Source organism: Falsiporphyromonas endometrii (genome assembly GCF_042654485.1).
Lineage (GTDB): Bacteria > Bacteroidota > Bacteroidia > Bacteroidales > Porphyromonadaceae > Porphyromonas > Porphyromonas endometrii.
In genome coordinates this window covers 1-20027 of the sequence record NZ_JBHSGO010000035.1, presented here as the reverse complement: position 1 = coordinate 20027, position 20027 = coordinate 1, and the positions used below count along the sequence as shown (strand labels likewise).

Below are 20027 nucleotides of genomic sequence, written 5' to 3'. Positions count from 1 at the left end.
CAACCTCAGCTTTCGATATAAAAAACCTCACAAACCGATAGACTCTCGGAAGATTAACAGATAACAGCAATTAGTCTAAAAAAGAGGCCTGTTTATTTAATTATGAATAATAAGAGAAATATCTCCTAACTGCTACTTTAAAGTCATATATTCTTTTTGGAGAGTAATTTGATTTATCGCTATTATAAGGTTGTTTCACATAGTCTTTTGGCTTATTTTTGTGGTGCAAACAGTATGGAGTACAATTCATAAACTAACATAAATAGTAACAGGCACAATGAAAAAATTGTTCTTTACAGCAGCCCTTTTGATGGGTAGCTTCGGGCTTTTTGCCCAAAACAATGCTTCACAAGAAGCAGCTAATCCAAGCGGACCAAATGTATTCACTACAGTGAAGGAAGTTCCCTACACATCTATCAAAGACCAAGCCAACTCAGGTACATGCTGGTCTTACTCAGGTATTGGATTCCTCGAAAGTGAAGCTCTTCGCATGGGCAAACCTTCAGTTGACTTGTCAGAAATGTTCGTAGTAAGCCATTCTTACAAAGACAAAGGCGAAAAGTATGTTCGTATGCACGGCAAGCTAAACTATGGCCAAGGCGGTTCATTCTATGATGTATTGTATGTATTGAAACATTATGGCCTTGTTCCTCAAGAAGTAATGCCAGGTCTAAACTATGGTACCGACAAAAACATGCACTCAGAGCTTGCAGACGGAGCTCAAGCATTCCTAAACGAGATTATCAAAAACCCTAACGGCAAACTTACCACTGCTTGGGAAAGAGCTTATGATGGCATCATTGACTCATATCTCGGTACAGCACCGGAAAAGTTTATGTACAAGGGTAAACAATATACACCAGAAAGCTTTGCCAAGTCTCTCAGCCTAAATGCAGATGACTATATTTCACTTACCAGCTATACACACCATCCTTTCTACTCTGCATTCCCACTTGAGATTGAAGATAACTGGAGATGGTCTTCAAGCTACAACCTTCCATTGGATGAGTTTATGCAAGTTATGGACAATGCTATTGACAATGGCTATTCTATCGCTTGGGGTACAGACGTATCAGAAAACGGATTTACAAGAGACGGTATTGGCATCTTGGCAGATGTTGGTGCTATCGAAACAAAAGGATCTGACCAAGATCGCTGGGTAGGACTTAGCCGCGCAGGTAAAATTGCTGAAATCAGAAAGATGATCGAACAAGCTGATTGTCCCGAAATTGAAGTGACACAAGAATATCGCCAAAAGTGTTTTGACAACTACACATTGACAGACGACCATGGCATGCAAATCGTTGGTAAAGCTAAAAACCAAATTGGTCGTGAATTCTTTATCGTAAAGAACTCTTGGGGTGAAACAGGTAAGTACAAAGGTATCTGGTATGCAAGCCGCAACTTCGTAGCAGGTCGTACAATGAACTATGTTGTTCATAAAGATGCAATCCCGGGTGCAATTGCAAAGAAACTTGGTATCAAAAATAAATACAACAAGTAAATATCTGATTTATAGAAGATAGTTTTACTACATAGACAAAGGGTCTGAGACACAAAATGTCTTGGACCCTTTTTTTATGTCAAAACCACAACTTCAAGCATAGGTACGACAAACAGAAACTTTTAGCTTAACTCGTAATTAATTAGACAAATAATATAAACTTACCAGAGCATGATTTAGTCATAAGACAACCCCTTTTGACCTTAAAATGGCCATTATTCTAAGAAGCTTAAGAGAGAAGTCGATTATATCGCCCAAGCTAAATGTTAAAATACTCAAAGAGCGTTCGTTATCTATCTTTAGGATACCTGAGAATCGCTTTTAGACTGCCTTTTGGAGAAGAAAAGTATGGTAAGTAATATGCCTATCTCCATGGTTAATGTTTTTTGCATCAAGACTAAGGTGCTAAAAATGATTCTCTTCTGCATCGACACTCCTTTTGGACTAAATCTGAAATAATCAAACATATTCTTATACCTTTGCCGAGTAATTCAGATACATTATGACACCTCATTTGTCAAATCACTTCTTACATAGGCTGAAAGACTTCAGTATGCCATTGGCTATCTTGGCAGGGATTATCTTTTGGAAATACTTGTGGATCTTTAGAAGCGTGATTCCATACCTTATTGCAGGGATGCTTTTCTTCACCTTTCTTAAATTGTCTCCCAAAGGGATAAGATTCAAAAAAGTTCATCAAGTATTAACTTTTATTCAACTCTTTCTGGGTGGAATCTCTTACCTCATCATAAGCAACATGGCGAGTGGTGAGATTGGTCAAATATCTGCTCAAGGTATGCTTATCTGCTTTATATGCCCGGCAGCGACAGCTTCAGCTGTTGTCATAGCGATGCTGGGTGGCAACCTCAAAGTCGGAGCAACCTATGTATTGATAAGCAATACAGGCATTGCTTTTATTGTCCCCTTGATATTTTCTTGGATCTACCCCGGGCAAAACATTGACTTTTGGCAGTCTGTCATACTCATTTTTAGACATGTAGCCCCATTGGTATTTGGGCCTCTTGCCGCAGCATGGTTTCTAAGATTTATTGCCTTCGAAACGCACGAAAAGTTGGCTAAGATTCCACAAATAGCCTTCTGGCTTTGGGTGCTTTCACTTATGATTATTCTTGCCAACACCGTAAAATTTATCATAGACAAACATTGTCCCATCGAAGATATCTTACTACTCTCAGCCATTGGTCTATTCACTTGTATAGTACAATTCGCAATCGGCAAATACATAGGGAGAAAAAGCAAAGAGGCTGATGAAATAACAATCGGACAATCTTTGGGTCAAAAGAACACGACACTCGCCATCTGGATGGCACAAACTTATCTCAATCCGCTGAGTTCCATTGCACCGGCAAGCTATGTAATCTGGCAAAACTGCTTCAATTCTTATCAACTGTGTCGGCACTCCAAAGAAGAGGAAAAGAAAGAAGTACCTTTGCAAGGAGTAAAGTAAGACTGATTTATATGTTCTTATACTCGAAAATCAGAAAATAAGATAAATAGAAATATGCAACTTAGTGATGAATGGTTTACAGTTTTAAGTCAAGACGACAATGAGAGACTGATATACGTCAATGGCAGGATCAATCTTGACAAAGCAAGGAAATCCGGCAAATACAATATCCGAATAGAACTTACTCTCCCATACAAAGGAGACTCTTCGGGAATGCCCTCAAAAGAGGATGCCATACTCATAGAACAAATACACCAAGCATTGGTACCTCTTATAGAGCAACGAGGATGCGGCATACTCACAGGAAATCACATCGGATGCGATCATAAGTATTGGGTATTCTATGTCAAAGATGAAAAGATCTTTCAAGAAAAGCTCAATGAGGCACTAAACGACTTTGAGCTATTGCCTCTCGAAATAGAATGTGACTACGATCCCGAATGGGAAGAATACCTCGATATGCTCTCAATGAGAATAAAAGATTCACAAAACAGATAACAATGTTTTCGTTTTTGGAAGTCTATATAATCTCTTCTCTATACAAGGTAAATCATTTTTAATTACTTTTGAATAGACAACATAGCAACGACAATCAATATGAAAAAGACTTTTATCATTACTACCAGTTTACTGATTCTCGCAGCGACAAGCGGGGTATTTACAAGTTGCAAACAACCAAACAAAGGGTCTCTGTTAGGGCAATTGATACAAAACGAACCCGACACAATCACAAAAGAATACAAGATCGACAAGTTTGATGCCTTAGAGGTTGAAAACATGGTTGATGTTACTCTGGAACAAGGTGATCGATATAGCCTCAAGATTGTATCCTCTCAGACAATTCTCGATCGCATAAAAGTAAAGAACGAGTTAGGAGAATTAAATATTGAAGTTGACGAATCGGGTCTCAGCCAAATCAAGAATCCACAATGCAAAGCATATCTTACAGTCCCGACTCTTCGCAAAATAGAATTATCGGGAGCAGCTTCGCTCAAAGGTAAAACAGGAGCAAATCATTTTTTTTGTGATGCGCCCGTTACTATTAAGTGCGATGAAGCATCAAGAATCAGTGGGCTGACAATAAAAGCAACAGGATTTGACATAAAAGCAGAATCTGCTTCTTCCATCAAGGATATGAACATCCGTACTACCGGCGACATCAAAATAAAATCTGAAGAAGCCTCTTCTATCAACATGAATATCAGCGCAAGCGGCAAATCAGAAATAAAGGCAGAAAGCGCTTCCAAAATAACGCTCAGAGGGAAGATCAACATAGGTATCTTCAAAGCTGAAGAGGCATCCAATATCACTGCAGACCAATTGCAATGCCAATCAAAATCAATCTCAGCTGAATCTGCTTCAAGAATCTCTGTGGACAACCCAAAGTAATAGATCGACATATTAGTTATAAAGTACAATCCCACCTATCGACATCCAATCAGATAGGTGGGATTGTCTATTCTATGATGTTTTATTTTGGCTTAAATAATAGCTCTTTCTATCGGTATATTTGCATTCAACAGATATGATTAGCTTCCATTCAGAAGCCATACAACACCATCTTCAATAAATTTAAAACTGTATCCACGGTATTAAAGTTTCTATAATGTGTCTATTATCATTACTTTTGTAGTTGGCGTGGTGTGGAATAACATTGTCATACCCACGGCAATATTTTAGGTCAAACAATAGAAAGCAATGTTTAAAACATATAAGGTTGGTATCATTTGGACAGTCTTACTTATGACTGTATGCTCGGGCCGGGCTCAAAAGCTCAACCCGACTTATCAAAAATATATCATTACATATGCATCCGAAGCAGTTAGTCAAATGAAAGCCAATCAAATACCGGCAAGTATTACCTTGGCTCAAGGTCTTGTGGAAACCGGTGCCGGCACAAGCACTTTGGCTTCGATTCACAACAACCATTTCGGAATAAAATGTCACAGGACATGGGCCGGGAAGAAGACCTACCGTGATGATGATGCCAGAGGTGAATGCTTCCGAAGTTATTCCTCAGCAAAAGAATCTTTCGACGATCATTCGGACTTTCTCAAAAGACCAAGATATAGAAGCCTGTTCCAACTGGATATAACCGACTATAGAGGTTGGGCCATAGGTCTTCAAAGATGTGGATATGCCACCAACAAAGGATACGCCAATCTCCTTATCAATATGATAGAGATATATGAGCTATATACTTTTGACCGAGGGGCAACACCTTCTTGGTATAAGGGAAATCTCAACTTTGGTTCAAATCAAAAAAACAATTCTCATAAAAGAGGAAAAGGAGTTCACCCAAAAATGAGACAGGCATACCTTTGCTATGGCCTGCTTTATATCATAGCAAAAGATGGAGATACATTCGATAGCATTGGAGAAGAGTTTGACATTAGCCCCAAAAAGTTGGCAAAATGGAATGATGCTCCAAGAGACTTCCCCATCCGCAAGGATATGATTATTTACCTTCAAAAGAAGAACTCAAAAGCAGAACCACCCTACTTCACATATGTCGTACAAGTTGGAGACTCAATGCACAGCATTGCTCAAAAATTTGGTATGAGGATGAAAAACCTCTACAGTCTAAATGACAAAGACGGAGATTATGTACCTGAAGAGGGTGATATACTAAAACTTAGATAATGTACATTAAGTACAGACTTAACTTTATATATACAGCTAACACCTATGCAAGAGACTGAACGTTATATGCAACGTGGAGTATCAGCATCCAAAGAGGATGTCCACAATGCAATCAAAAACATAGACAAAGGGATATATCCTAATGCCTTCTGTAAGATTATACCCGATATACTGGGGGGTGATCCCGACTACTGCAATATTATGCATGCTGACGGAGCCGGCACAAAAAGTTCCTTGGCTTATGCCTATTGGAAAGAAACCGGAGACCTTAGTGTTTGGAAAGGAATTGCTCAAGATGCCCTCATCATGAATATTGATGATTTGATCTGTGTGGGAGCCGTAGACAACATTCTTGTATCAAGCACCATCGGAAGAAACAAAAGACTTATCCCCGGAGAGGTCATTGCAGCAATTATCAATGGCACAGAAGAGCTCTTGCAACAGCTTAGAGAAATGGGTATAGGTGCATATGCAACCGGAGGAGAAACTGCCGATGTTGGTGATCTTGTTCGCACAATCATAGTAGACAGTACAGTCACTTGCCGTATGCCCAGAGCACATGTCATCAACAATGAAAATATATCGGGCGGAGATGTGATCGTTGGCCTTGCATCTTTCGGAAGAGCCACCTACGAATCTGAATACAACGGAGGGATGGGAAGCAATGGTCTAACATCAGCAAGACACGATGTCTTCGCTCACTACCTGGCAGAAAAATACCCGGAAACATTTGACAATGAGATCCCTGATGATTTGGTTTATTCGGGAAAGATGAAATTAACCGAAGAGATCGAAAACTTAGGTGTCAATGCCGGTCAGCTTGTATTGTCGCCAACTCGTACTTATGCACCGGTCGTCAAAAAACTTCTGCAAAGTCTTCGAGATAAGATTCATGGCATGGTACATTGCTCAGGTGGAGCTCAGACTAAGGTCCTTCACTTCGTCAAAAACAAGAAAGTCATAAAAGACAATCTTTTTGATGTACCACCTCTGTTTGATATTATTCAAAAGAATAGTGGCACACCTTGGCAAGAGATGTACAAAGTCTTTAATATGGGACACAGATTGGAAGTGTACCTCCCGGAAGAGTTTGCAAATGAAGTGATCGAACTTTCGGAAAGCTTCGGCATCCCGGCACAAATTGTTGGAAGAGTTGAAGATCATACAGCCAACGAATTGATTATACGATCAAAGCAAGGAGAATTTATTTATAAATAAACGATGAGTCAGATACCGACAAATAATATAACAACCAGGCTGGATGAGTTAGAGGCAAGATTCAAAGAGGTCAGCACAATGATTGCGGACCCGGAGATCATCGCCGATCAAAAGCGTTTTGTATCTCTTAATAAGGAATATAGAGACTTAGAAAAGATTACTAAGGCCGGAGCCCAATACAAGCAAATCCTTTCTGAAGAATCCGAAGCCCAAGAAGTTATAGATCATGGGACTGACGAAGAGTTAAAACAACTGGCAAGGATTCAGTTGGAAGAGGCTCAAGAAGCTCTTCCTAAAATGGAGCAACAGATCAAACTCCTTCTTGTTCCTGCAGATCCGGAAGATGAAAAGGACTGCATCATGGAAATAAGAGGAGGTACCGGAGGCGATGAAGCAGCCCTCTTTGCAGGAGACCTCTTCAGAATGTATTCTAAGTTTTGCGATGAGAAAGGTTGGAAAATTGAGGTCACAGACTCCAATGAAGGCTCAACGGGAGGATTCAAAGAAATCATCTTCACCGTAAGCGGACCGGGAGCATATGGGATTCTCAAATATGAATCCGGAGTGCATCGCGTACAAAGAGTACCACAGACCGAGACTCAAGGTCGCATACATACTTCTGCTGCGACAGTGGCTGTATTGCCACAAGCCGAAGAGTTTGATGTGGACCTGAAAGAATCAGACATTCGTTGCGACATCTTTTGCTCGAGTGGACCGGGTGGTCAATCGGTCAATACAACCTATTCGGCCATTCGATTGGTACATATTCCCACCGGTATCACAGTGCAATGTCAAGATCAAAAGTCACAAATTAAAAACAAGGCTAAAGCTATGATTGAGCTTCGCTCCCGTATATATAATATGGAACATCAGAAGTATTTAGATGAAGTGGCAGCCAAAAGGAAAACCATGGTTTCCACCGGAGACCGTTCGGCAAAGATTCGCACATATAATTTTCCACAAGGTCGTGTAACAGATCATCGTATCAACTTTACGGTTCACAATCTTCCGACCGTAATGGATGGCAAACTTCAGCCAATTCTGGATCAACTCATTATGGCAGAAAACTTTGAACGTCTCAAAGAGGCCAACTATTAAAAGAACAATCAAAATCTAAAGGTATATGACCAGCAAAGATTTACTCAATAGTATTAGAGAAAAGCGTTCATTTCTCTGTGTAGGATTAGACACCGATTTGCAAAAGATTCCCAAGCATCTTCACAAAGAAGACGATCCAATCTTCGCTTTCAATCAAGCTATCATCGATGCTACGGCACCTTCGTGTATAGCATTCAAACCAAACCTGGCTTTTTATGAAAGTATGGGAACTTTTGGTCTGAGTGCATTTATAAGAACTGTGGATTATATCAAAGAACATTATCCTCAACATCTCATTATAGCTGATGCAAAAAGAGGAGATATTGGCAATACAAGTGATATGTATGCTCAATCGTTTTTTGATCACGGCAAAGTAGATGCAGTGACAGTGTCTCCATATATGGGCGAAGACAGTGTTTCCCCATTCCTCAAATATCCTGACAAATGGGTGATCCTATTAGCACTGACGAGCAACAAAGGATCGGACGATTTCCAAATGATGCAATCTGCCGATGGCGAATACCTTTTCGAAAGAGTACTCCGCATCTCTCAAACATGGGAGCATAGCGATCAACTTATGTATGTGGTTGGTGCAACAAAGGCAGAAATGCTCAAGAAAGTCAGAGCAATTGTCCCTGACAGTTTCTTGCTTGTCCCTGGCGTAGGTGCACAAGGAGGAGGCATAGAAGAAGTGATGGCGAATGGGATGAACGACCAATGCGGACTCATCGTCAATTCTTCAAGAGGTATTATTTATGCAGACTCTTCCGAACATTTTGCGGCACGCGCTGCTGACGAAGCAGAAAAGATTCGTCACAAAATGGAAGAAGGGCTAATAAACAAAGGAATTATTTGATGATGAAATTTACAGTTCAACAGATTGCAGAATATCTTCATGGATCAGTAGATGGAGATCCGGGTGTAGAGGTAAATACATTCTGCAAAATTGAAGAGGGACAGCAAGGAGGACTCACATTCCTTGCAAACCCAAAATATGAACACTATCTATACGAGACTAAGGCATCTGCGGCGCTTGTCAATGAGAGCTTTAAACCTTCACAGGAAATTAAACTGACACTTATCAGAGTGCCGGATGCCTATGCAGCGTTGGCCAGTCTTATGCAACTTGCCAATTCATTCACACAAAAACAAGAGAGTGGAGTTGATAAACTTGCATTTGTAGACCCATCTGTCAAACTGCCGGAAGATTGCTATATGGGTGCTTTTGCCTACATCGGCAAAAATGTACAGATAGCCAAAGGATGCCGAATCTATCCTCATGCATATATCGGTGATAATGCAAAAATTGGAGAAAACTGCATCATCTATCCACATGTAACGATTTATCACGACTGCGAAATAGGCAATAGATGCATCATCCACGCAGGAAGCGTAATAGGTGCAGATGGATTTGGATTTGCTCCGGAAGCTGATGGTTATCACAAAATTCCACAACTTGGCAATGCCGTTTTGGAAGACGATGTCGAAATTGGAGCAAACACCTGTATAGACCGTGCTGCGATGGGAAGCACCAAAATAGGAAAAGGGACAAAACTTGACAACCTGATCCAAGTGGCACACAATTGTACGGTCGGTCAACACACCGTAATGGCAGCACAAGTGGGCATGGCTGGTTCTTCACATGTAGGAGATTGGTGTATGTTTGGAGGACAGGTAGGACTAAGTGGACACATCAAGATTGGTAACAAAGTCAGCCTGGCCGGACAGACCGGAATAATGAGTGATATCGAGGATGGATCTCAACTATTGGGATCTCCCGGTATGCCTGTAAGAGAAGCGTTCCGCTCAATAGCCATGATGAAAAGGCTTCCGGAAATGAGCAAACGCCTGGATAAACTTGAAAAATTGATCGAAAAACTTTCATCCAAATGATAAAGCAAAAGACATTAAGTGCTCCATTTAGCCTTGACGGCAAAGGGTTGCACACCGGATTGGAGATACATATCACATTCAATCCGGCACCGATTAACACCGGTTATATCATAAAACGTATAGACCTTGAAAATCAACCGGAAATAAAAGCACTCGCTGAGAATGTCACAAAAACCAATCGTGGTACGGTACTTAGCCAAAAAGATGTGACAGTAAGCACGGTTGAGCATGCTATGGCAGCTCTCTATGCAAACGAAATTGACAATTGTATCATAGAAGTCAATGCACCGGAATTTCCCATCTTAGATGGTAGTGCAGAGATTTATATGCAAGAAATAAAGAAAGTAGGACTTGTCGAACAAGATGCAAGAAGAGAATTTTACATCGTTAAGAAACGCTTGGAATTTGCACTTCCGGACAGCAAGTCAAAACTTATCCTACTTCCGGACGACCAGTTTGGATTGGATGTATCTATCGATTTCCCTTCAGCTGTATTGTCAAACCAATCTGCAAGAATAGACTCTCTAAGCGAATTTGAAGAGGAAATTGCCGGAGCTCGTACATTCGTTTTCGTAAGAGAGATTAAACCACTTCTGCAAGCCGGACTTATCAAAGGTGGTGATTTGGACAATGCAATTGTCATCTATGACGAAGAGATGCCGCAAGAGGAGCTGGATTCACTCTCAAACTTGGTTAATGCACCATCCAGAGATGCTTCACACTTAGGGTATCTTTCTAACAAGCCTCTTCGTTTCCCGAATGAACCGGCTCGGCATAAACTACTGGATGTCCTCGGAGACCTTGCCTTGATAGGTAAGCCCATCAAAGGTCATATCATTGCTGTCTGCCCCGGACATAAGGTAAACAACATGATGGCTCGTGTAATCAGAAAAGACATCAAGATTCACGAATCACAAGCTCCATCTTACAATCCAAACAACGATCCCATATTGGATATCAACCAAATCAAAAAACTTCTTCCACACAGATATCCATTCCTATTGGTCGACAAAGTAATTGAAGAGGGTGCTGACTACATCGTAGGTGTCAAAAATGTATCAGGCAACGAACCATTCTTCCAAGGACACTTCCCGGACGAACCAATCATGCCGGGTGTACTCATCGTCGAGGCAATGGCACAATGCGGAGGACTACTCGTGTTAGGGACCATGCCGGAAGGTGACTACTCTACTTACTTCCTTGCAATTAACAATGTGAGATTTAGAAGAAAAATTGTACCGGGAGATACTCTCGTATTCAAACTCAAATATATTAGCGAAATCAGAAGAGGTATTGCCAATATGAGAGGCCTGGCTTTTGTCGGAGATACACTGGCTTGTGAAGCAGAGTTTATGGCTCAAATCATTAAGAATAAATAACAACAGCATAAATAATGGCAGTAGATACTAAAATTAGCCCGCTCGCATCAGTCGACCCGGCAGCTAAAATTGGCAAGGATGTCATCATCGGACCCTTTGCCTATGTCGAAGGAGATGTTGAAATTGGTGATAGGACCGAAATTAGAGCACATGCGCAAATACTCAATGGAGCTCGGATTGGAAAAGACTGCGTTATACATGGCAATGCAGTCATCGCAGGAGAGCCACAAGACCTAAAATTTGTGGGAGAATACAGCACTGCAATCATTGGCGATCGCTGTAAAATCAGAGAATGTGTAACTGTCAATAGAGGTACAGCATCCAAAGGAACAACAATCATTGGCAATGATGTCCTACTTATGGCATACAGCCACATCGCTCACGACTGCGTACTCAAAGATCATATCATTATAGGCAATGCCTCGCAGATAGCCGGAGAGGTAGAAATAGACGATTGGGCAATTGTTAGTGGAGGAGCTTTGGTACATCAATTTACCCGCATTTCGCAACATGTGATGATTCAAGGCGGATCAAGAGTCGGCAAAGATATTCCGCCATATACTCTCATCGGAAGAGAACCTATCGCCTACTGCGGTATCAATATCGTTGGACTCAGAAGAAGAGGATTTAGCAACGATCAGATTTACAGAATCAACGATATATATCGGACCATCTATCAAAGAGGACTTAACAACTCAGAAGCCCTTGATGTGGTAGAAAGTGAAATACCCGAATGCGAAGAAAGAAATCTTATTCTTAACTTCATAAAAGGGTCCAAAAGAGGTATCGTTAGAGGTTCAATAGACTAAGGAATCTGTTTTACACGATTGATAAGCTTTAAGATTAGCGTAGCAAAATATATGACTCCAATATTTACAGGAAGCAATATATCCGAATTGGATAAATACACCATCAAAAATGAGCCAATAGATGGAACGGACCTTGTAGAGAGGGCCGCATCCACCTTTGTCAATATATTTAAGAGGAAGTATAATAAGCAGACCAAGATTTATGTTTTCGCCGGGTCCGGCAACAATGGTGCGGATGCACTTGCCATTGCCAGGATGCTACTTAATGATGGATATATAGTCGAATCTTACCTTTTCAACCCTTCGAACAAATTAAGCATCGAATGTGAAGAGCACAAGACAAGACTTATGCATTGTCCAATCAATAGGTTTACGATGATAACATCGACCTTTAATCCTCCTATTATTGAAGACAACTCTATTATCATTGATGGGATTTTCGGTACCGGACTCAACAGACAGGTAGAGGGCGGTTTTGCTGCACTAATCAAATTTATAAACAGTGTCAGTGCAACTGTTATTGCAATAGACATACCATCCGGATTGTTTTCAGAATCAAATATGAATAACAATCCGGATACAATTGTCAAAGCAAACTACACGTATACATTCGAATTTCCTAAGCTGGCATTCTTCTTTAGAGAAAACGAAAAGTTTATAGGCAAGTGGAAAATACTGCCCATCGGGCTGAGCGAAAAGGGAAAGCGTGAGATTAAAACGGAATATTTTCTCGTTGAGGATAAAGATATGTCGGCAATTTCAACCGAGCGATCTAAATTCTCTCACAAAGGAACATTCGGACACAGCCTAATAATAGCAGGAAGCAAAGGGATGATGGGCGCTGCATGCCTATCGGCCAAAGCAGCTATCAAGACAGGACTGGGCAAACTAACGCTCCATGTACCCTCATGTGGCTACACCATTGCACAGACAGTCGTACCGGAAGCTATGTGTCAAGTCGATACAGATGAATTGTTTAATACAGAAATCAATCTGGACAAAGATTATACAACCATAGGTGTTGGTCCGGGACTGGGAAATTATCCGGAAGGAGCAAGAATGCTCGAGACGCTTTTCGAAAAGTACAGAAAGCCAATGGTGATTGATGCTGATGCTCTCAATATAATCGCCAACAATAGAGATCTACTCAGGAAAATCCCCAAAGACAGCATACTTACACCTCACCCGGGAGAACTCGAAAGACTAACCACATTCTCAACAAACTCTGAAGAGCAAATCATACAAGCACAAAACTTAGCATACAAGTACAACATCTATGTAATACTCAAAGGGGCATATTCAGCCACATGTATGCCAAGTGGACATGTTACGTTCAACTCAACAGGCAATCCGGGAATGGCAACAGGTGGTAGCGGAGATGTTTTGTTTGGAATGCTGGTCGGATTGCTCTCTTGTGGATACAATCCTTCTACAGCAGCAATCATGGCAAACTATATTCACGGACTGGCAGGAGATATATATGTGGCAAAAGAATCAGAAGAATCCCTTTCTGCTTCAGATATTATAGATCATATTGGATTAGCATTTAGACAGCTAAGAGACTGACAAACAAATAGTATCACAAAAAGGAAACACTAAAACAACCAATACAAACAAAAATTAAAGCCGTATTTTAAATACAAAAGCCTTGCCTGTATCAAAAATAATATTACCTTTGTACGCGTATTCAAAAGGATACAACAATAAGGAAGTGTGGGTGAGTGGCTGAAACCACCAGTTTGCTAAACTGACGTACGGGTAACCGTACCGGGGGTTCGAATCCCCCCGCTTCCGCACTAAAGGGTGTAAATCACATATTGCGTGATTTATACCCTTTTTTGTGTACATAGAAATCAAACTACTTGATTTCTTCATTCAATAAGCTAGAATATATCGATAGAGCATCGGAACATCAAATGGTTTATATTAGAAGGCAAGTAAAATTGCACCTCCTCTCATTACTGCAAAGGTATCTGACTTTATTTTGTAGCAATATTATTTTAATCAGTGCTGTCCGATAAAAGTTGGAAATGACATATTAAGGATGCTCAATCGCCGAATACATGCGGTTGAGCATTTCATTTTTTAAAGATAAGCCCCCCCTTATCAAAAAGTGAGGGTATTGGAGGAGCATCTGCCCGAGCTTTTAGGAGTATTTCCCGGTCTTTTTCGGGATGATTGAACAAACTATAGAAGTCGACATAGTACATCAAGGTTATTCTTACCATGGTTGCCAATCCGGAAAAGCTCCAAGAGCGGGTAAGTCTTTTCTTCATGATTGTCAAGAGGGGATTGGCAATGAGCGCTACCCAAATTTATATTTTGATGGCATTGGCATTCTCCCCATAGAAATATTTAAGAGGAAAGTTCTGTTTGAGCTGCTTGAAAAGAAACTCTATTTCCCATCTCTTGCGATAAATCTCTATGATTTCTCTCGGGTCCATATCCATATCATTGGTCAATAGAGGGATAAGCCGATGCTTTTTAATGTCCACATAGGTGATGATGCGTGCATGATGGATAATAGCCCCTTGATCGCCTTTTAAGACTTTTGTAAATGTGACTGTTTGGATGCGCAGTTCCGCTACACCATCTTCTGTCTGTATCATGGTGTCTTTCAGTATATGATACTTCAGATTCTTCTTCATCTTAGTCACATACATGATCTCTTTTTGAGTCATCTGCTCAAACTTTTCATAATCTACATATGCTCTATCCATGGANAGATGGCTTGAGCATAAAGGAGTCATTGGTGGCTGCAGAAGTAAATCGAATATCGGAGGGCACTCCCTCATTGGCCTGTATGACCGTATGCACCTTTATTCCCCCTTTCTTCTTGCCATGCTTCGGATGACGTCCGACTCCTTTGAAAATCAAGTTGGAAAACAAAGAGATGGTGGTGGAGTCTATAATTCTCAACCGTTTCATCCATGCCGGCTCTTTACCGCCATGCGGTCGGCTGTCCGATAATAGTTGTTTGTGATAAGTGGCATACAAATCGCGATATATTGCAGCGAAGATCTCTTCTGAACGTCTCTTATTGGCGTCGGAAAGTGTACTTCGGGAGGTCATCATAAAGATGCCGAGATGCCGGAGCTTTCTCGCTTCGGCATGTAAGGATGCGGTTATTTCCCGCAAAGAGTCAAATCGCATGATGACGCCATAGAGCATCACCACCGGGTGAGTCCATGCATCAAAACGTTTAATGTAACGTTCTGACTACGGCTTATTTGAAGAACCTTTTCTTTCTTTAGAAGATTAATGACCCGGCTAAAGAGCGGCTGTCCGAGAAAATGAATACTTTTGTGCATTGTCTTTCTTCTTGTAAGTTCCTATGATAAAGATAAGACAATTGGGGCTGATTCCTGTGAAGGAAGTTCAGCCCCTTATTTTTTGTTTTGTGATATTTTTATCGGACAGCAATATATTTTAGAGAGCATCATAAGGATAAAATTGATACTCCATTATCAAACAACACAAAAGACTGCGCCAAATACAATCTTGACACAGTCCTTTATGGTTAGTTTTTTAATTCAACAAAGAGCCAAACCAGCTATGAGTAAAAGTACACTTTTCTCAGACAATAATAATGTCCACATCAATTAGCAATATATTTCGTTCTAATAAATAAACTCACTCTATTTTGAAAATCATTTTAGCAAAAAGCAATTTGAGTTACTGATACAATACTTTTTCAGTAGTTCCATCTGTATATCGGATAATATAAACTTCTCCTTTTAGCATGCATGATACCCTAATACCATTGATGTCAATCACATATTCAACCTCTTTTCCCTGATTATTTACAGGAATAGGTTGTACGGAAGTAATATTCTTATCATAAGTAACTACAGGAGCTATAGCCATAGACAACGGATCTTCTATATTTTGAATCCACTTGTATGTACCAAGTCCATTCCCTTTTTCGTCTTGATCTTCGAGTTCATGCCATGTTGTACATTTCTGACCTTCAGTCCGTCTACAGCAAAACATTGCCAAATCATCTGTCTTATTCGATTCGTTATCACTAACATTTGGGAATGGTCCAATAACAATGAAGAATTCTTTACCCTTATCAATCTTTACTGGAGTTTCAAAATGGAACCAGGTTTCCAAATAATCATCATTAGAATATTTGATATCAGAAGTCTTAATAGAGGTAGTAGCAATAATATCACCAGGGTTTCCAGCTTTGTCAATGGAATTAATTGTTAATACAATATCAGAATTAGGAGACACTGTAGTATTGGATGCAAAGTAGATAGATACACTATCAATAGTTGCATCGGCAAGAGTAGCCTTATAACGCTCTGCAAAACGTCTTATTCCAAGCCAATTTGAACCTGCATAATTGCCATACCAGCCTAATTCGATTTTGGATAGCTTCTTGTTTTCATCTGTAGATATATTCCAAACGTTTTGAGCCCCACCTGCCTGAATAGCATATGTAAGCATATCTCTACTGGTTCCCGCTTCATTTTTAACAGAAAGGCCTACACTAAAACGACCTTTTTCAAGGTATGTAACCGTAGGGTTTTGCTCGTTACTTTTACTAACATCTGTATTTTGAAATGTCCACTCCCACGCTGTTGGATTCCCCAATGAAAGATCTCTAAAGGTAACAGGTACATTTGTAGGAATGAATACACCTACAAATGGAGACTCATATCCCTCCTCCGGAAGTCCGATTAATGCTTCAGGAGCCTTTTTAGATACAACGATATAGCTCTTTCGAGTTGTCACATCAATCTTTTCTCCCTTTTTAGCTTTCAATACAACATCAAAAGCACCTGCTATCGGATAAGTAACTTCCACTTTATTCTCTTTAGAGGATGCAGGAGTTCCACCATTGAAAATCCATTCAATGCCATCCGGCTCTCCAAGAGAGGTATTTGTAAAAGTGATCTTTTCTCCTTCAAAAATATGGATTATTGAAACAGCCTCAGGATCCTCAGCCATCAAAGAGAATTGATCGAGTGCCAGATTTTCTCCGCCATAGTTATACACAAATTCAAACTTCACCTTTTTGCCTTCAAAAGCAGCCAGATCCAATTGGAAGTTATTCCATGCCGGGCCTGTATATCCATTATCCTGAGCCCAACTAAAAGCATCAAACAGTTGAGTTACCTTGTTCGTCTCCATATCAATAATATTTAACTGCCACGATCCGTGAACAAGGAATACTCCACTAAAATATGCATAAAAAGAGACAAGGCTCTTTGGCTTCACTAACACCTCCGGACTTGTAAGCGTTGTCTGCCCGCTTCCTTCATAATCAATTGCAATAGACGACTTGTCATTCTTATCAATCAAAGAGAAGTTTTTGTTCTCTAACTTCCAACCCAAACCAACCTGCCAGGTTTCTAAATCTTTCTGATTATCAAAATTTTGTGAAAAATATGACTTAAAAGATTTATCTGTTGTAAAGTTAGCCTTCAGTGGCGAATTAATAACATAATCGGCTGTCACAATAGGACTATTTACATTATCACCACGAGTCATTACATATAATGTGCAACTCTTGTCTATAGTAAGACTAACCTTCTTTCCTTCAGTAATAACACTCTTAGTATAGTCATTCTCAAATTCATCTGTAGATTTAGCCTCAGTTGAATACCATATCGTAACAGCTCGATCATCAGCAGTCGAAATACTTACCTCCACCGGACCAGAAAATGTACCTCCAAGGGGATTAATCTCCGGGGTAGCAAGTGGATCTTTAGGAACAACCGTTACCTTCATAGAAACCTGAGCAGGTAAGTAAGTATCATTTCCTGGAAACACAGCTTTGATAATAACAGTCTCTTCTTTTTCTACATAAGAGCTATAAAGAGTTCCTTTGCCATCTACAGAGCATATGCGCCAGTCTGAACTTGAATACTTTATCGGCTCAACATTAAACGGATTCAAAAGATCTGCAAAAGAGTCTTGTCCTGTAATTAACGAAATACTATCTTGAGTAAATGACAACTTAGGATCAATACGAATCACATAATCAGCCTGAACAACATCGCTATAAGAAGTTCCATCGAACGCAACTGCTTTGAGGATCAAAGACTTATCGATACGAATTGGCTCCTTATAAAGCTGACGATGATTCTCTTCCAAACGAGGATTCGAATTGTCTGTTGTATAATAGACTCTCATTCCATCTAATGCTGATATTGTTACCTCCTGAACTTTATCATAAATACCTCCCGGAAGTGAAAAAATAGGAGCATTAACAACAGAAGGAACTATTTCATAGTCGATTTCTATTCTTTTAATATACAGGGTACTCTTTTCGTTCGAAGTTGGATCAATTGCAATCATTAATTTACCTTCTGAGCCCAAATCAGAAGGCTTAAACTCATAAGTCACCGGCTTATTATTAATAGCGACTCGATTAACGCCGTCACACAAATACTTGTTTCCGCCAACAGAAAGACTTAGGTCTGCCTTAAATTGCTCTTTATTTGTTCGCGCCACCACTCTTACAGCCTTGATTATACCCGATAGAGAGTTTGTCCACAATTCAGTATGAGTAGAAGGTTGTGATGCTGTACCTATTGATTGTCCTGCTGTTGGCAGGTATGCGTACTTATACGTTCCTTTGGAGCTAATATTCCAAGTGAGTCCATTAAGCTCGGTTGTATAGAATTCTTTCTCTACCAAATTAGCTCCAAAATTGTAGAACCCCTGAGATGTTGGGTCCTTTTTACTTTTATTCCATTCGAAGGACCAAGTACGTGTCTCCGCTAATAATGGATGTAAAAATCCATAAACAAGCGCTGTTAACGCAATAAGTAAATATTTCTTCATGTTGTTAATATTAAAATCAGACTATAATAATTTAAATGATTATCAAATATAATAAACATATATATCTCGTCAAAACGATTCATATTAAAACTATTTTTGTCCTAACCAGTTTTTAGCCATGGTCTAATAGATTACATATACTATTATGAATACATAAATTCTGATTGATAAGATACTATCGTTATGGTCACATTGTAAGATAGTTGTGATTTGCACTTGGCTTATTGATATCTTGTTTTAGTAGCTATGTAGTATATGTTTCGTATTTTTATGATTTGGGGAGCTTGTGGTAGTTGGATAGAGTTTTCTATTGATTTTTGGGCTCTCAAATGAGGGTCTGTTGATAGGCTCTGTTATGTGGAATGTTCTTAGACTTTTGGCTTTAGTAATAACTATTTACTCATTGGATTTGGTCGATAGTCATGGTTGGAGCAATAAGGACCGGACAAGTTCTTAAAGGATTTTAGGATTATGAAAGATAAGCTTATATCGCGTGATTTTTGTCTCATTATTGGGGCAAGTTTTCTTCTAACATTTAGTTTCTGGCTGCTTATGCCGGTTTTGCCATTTTATCTTATGGATGAATTTGGCTCCAGCAAGACCACTGTAGGCATTGTTCTTTCATGCTATACGATAGCGGCTCTTTGCATGCGGCCGATTGCCGGATATATCCTCGACACATTTTCAAGGAAACCTTTTTATCTACTGACCTATTTTATTTTTGCCACCATCTTTGCCGGCTATACAATAGCAGGTACTTTGCTGATATTTGTTATCCTTCGTATTGTTCATGGGATGTCTTTTGGCTCTGTTACAGTTGGCAACAATACACTTATCATAGACGTAATGCCCTTCTCTCGAAGAGGAGAAGGCCTTGGTTACTTCGGCTTATCTAAAAATGTAGCTATGTCAATCGGCCCAATGACCGGGCTGTTTATTTATAATTCCGGACTCCCCTACTTCTATATTTTTCTTGTGGCTTTTGGATCTTGTTCACTTGGTTTTATTTGTGCCTGGCTTATCCACACACCTTATGTTGCACCCAAAGAAAGGCCACGTCTTGTTTTTAATCGTTTCATTCTTATCAAACAATACTTCGGTAAATTTTTACCGAAAAATTAAAAGTTAAACAATAGAACTGACAAAAGTCGGTTCGAAAACACTAAAGAGATCATTGAAATGTTGTCAAAACGAATGGTTAAGCATGAAGAAAT

General features: G+C 39.8%; 13 protein-coding genes, 1 tRNA gene and 2 pseudogenes. 14 read left to right on the top strand and 2 right to left on the bottom strand.

Annotation, left to right across the window (positions count from 1 at the left end):
- Positions 1-277 precede the first annotated feature (277 nt).
- From ACFO3G_RS01875 to ACFO3G_RS01815, 13 genes are all read left to right on the top strand, one after another.
- Complete coding sequence (locus ACFO3G_RS01875; RefSeq protein WP_380077433.1) at positions 278-1504, top strand: C1 family peptidase; 1227 nt, start codon at positions 278-280, stop codon at positions 1502-1504.
- Between the two features lie 502 nt (positions 1505-2006).
- The gene (locus tag ACFO3G_RS01870) at positions 2007-2972 is read left to right on the top strand and encodes a bile acid:sodium symporter family protein (protein WP_380077431.1); all 966 of its coding nucleotides are present in this window, start codon (positions 2007-2009) and stop codon (positions 2970-2972) included.
- Between the two features lie 54 nt (positions 2973-3026).
- Positions 3027-3470, top strand: coding sequence for a DUF695 domain-containing protein (locus ACFO3G_RS01865; protein WP_380077429.1), 444 nt, complete (start codon positions 3027-3029; stop codon positions 3468-3470).
- Positions 3471-3569: 99 nt separating this feature from the next.
- Positions 3570-4361 carry a GIN domain-containing protein gene (locus ACFO3G_RS01860; RefSeq protein ID WP_380077427.1) on the top strand — a complete coding sequence of 264 codons (792 nt, stop codon included), beginning with the start codon at positions 3570-3572 and terminating at the stop codon, positions 4359-4361.
- Between the two features lie 309 nt (positions 4362-4670).
- Positions 4671-5615: a glucosaminidase domain-containing protein gene (locus ACFO3G_RS01855; RefSeq protein ID WP_380077425.1), complete on the top strand. Its 945-nt coding sequence runs from the start codon at positions 4671-4673 to the stop codon at positions 5613-5615.
- 45 nt (positions 5616-5660) lie between these two features.
- Positions 5661-6833 (top strand): AIR synthase related protein, encoded by a 1173-nt coding sequence (locus tag ACFO3G_RS01850; RefSeq protein ID WP_380077423.1) that lies wholly within the window; start codon positions 5661-5663, stop codon positions 6831-6833.
- Between the two features lie 12 nt (positions 6834-6845).
- Positions 6846-7931, top strand: a complete 1086-nt coding sequence (gene prfA, locus ACFO3G_RS01845; protein ID WP_380077445.1) for a peptide chain release factor 1 — start codon at positions 6846-6848, stop codon at positions 7929-7931.
- A gap of 25 nt (positions 7932-7956) precedes the next feature.
- On the top strand, positions 7957-8787 hold the full coding sequence (pyrF, locus tag ACFO3G_RS01840; protein ID WP_380077421.1) for an orotidine-5'-phosphate decarboxylase: 831 nt from the start codon (positions 7957-7959) through the stop codon (positions 8785-8787).
- Positions 8788-8789: 2 nt separating this feature from the next.
- Entirely contained in the window at positions 8790-9824 is a 1035-nt protein-coding gene (gene lpxD, locus ACFO3G_RS01835) for a UDP-3-O-(3-hydroxymyristoyl)glucosamine N-acyltransferase (RefSeq protein ID WP_380077443.1), read from the top strand.
- A complete protein-coding gene (locus ACFO3G_RS01830) occupies positions 9821-11203 on the top strand; it encodes a bifunctional UDP-3-O-[3-hydroxymyristoyl] N-acetylglucosamine deacetylase/3-hydroxyacyl-ACP dehydratase (RefSeq protein WP_380077419.1) in 1383 nt (460 codons plus the stop codon). The genes lpxD and ACFO3G_RS01830 overlap by 4 nt, the downstream gene beginning before the upstream one ends.
- Before the next feature lie 14 nt (positions 11204-11217).
- Positions 11218-12012, top strand: a complete 795-nt coding sequence (lpxA, locus tag ACFO3G_RS01825) for an acyl-ACP--UDP-N-acetylglucosamine O-acyltransferase (RefSeq protein WP_380077417.1) — start codon at positions 11218-11220, stop codon at positions 12010-12012.
- Between the two features lie 51 nt (positions 12013-12063).
- A complete protein-coding gene (locus ACFO3G_RS01820) occupies positions 12064-13578 on the top strand; it encodes an NAD(P)H-hydrate dehydratase (RefSeq protein WP_380077415.1) in 1515 nt (504 codons plus the stop codon).
- 141 nt (positions 13579-13719) lie between these two features.
- A tRNA-Ser gene (locus ACFO3G_RS01815) sits at positions 13720-13806 on the top strand.
- Between the two features lie 284 nt (positions 13807-14090).
- On the opposite strand, the pseudogene ACFO3G_RS01810 reads toward ACFO3G_RS01815, so the two are convergent.
- Both ACFO3G_RS01810 and ACFO3G_RS01805 read right to left on the bottom strand, forming a co-directional pair.
- Positions 14091-15323: pseudogene (locus ACFO3G_RS01810) on the bottom strand (IS4 family transposase).
- A 364-nt stretch (positions 15324-15687) separates the two neighbouring features.
- Entirely contained in the window at positions 15688-18813 is a 3126-nt protein-coding gene (locus tag ACFO3G_RS01805; protein WP_380077413.1) for a chitobiase/beta-hexosaminidase C-terminal domain-containing protein, read from the bottom strand.
- Between the two features lie 471 nt (positions 18814-19284).
- Here ACFO3G_RS01805 and ACFO3G_RS01800 point away from each other — a divergent pair.
- Positions 19285-19902, top strand: a pseudogene (locus ACFO3G_RS01800) (MFS transporter); the annotation flags it as partial.
- Between the last annotated feature and the right edge of the window lie 125 nt (positions 19903-20027).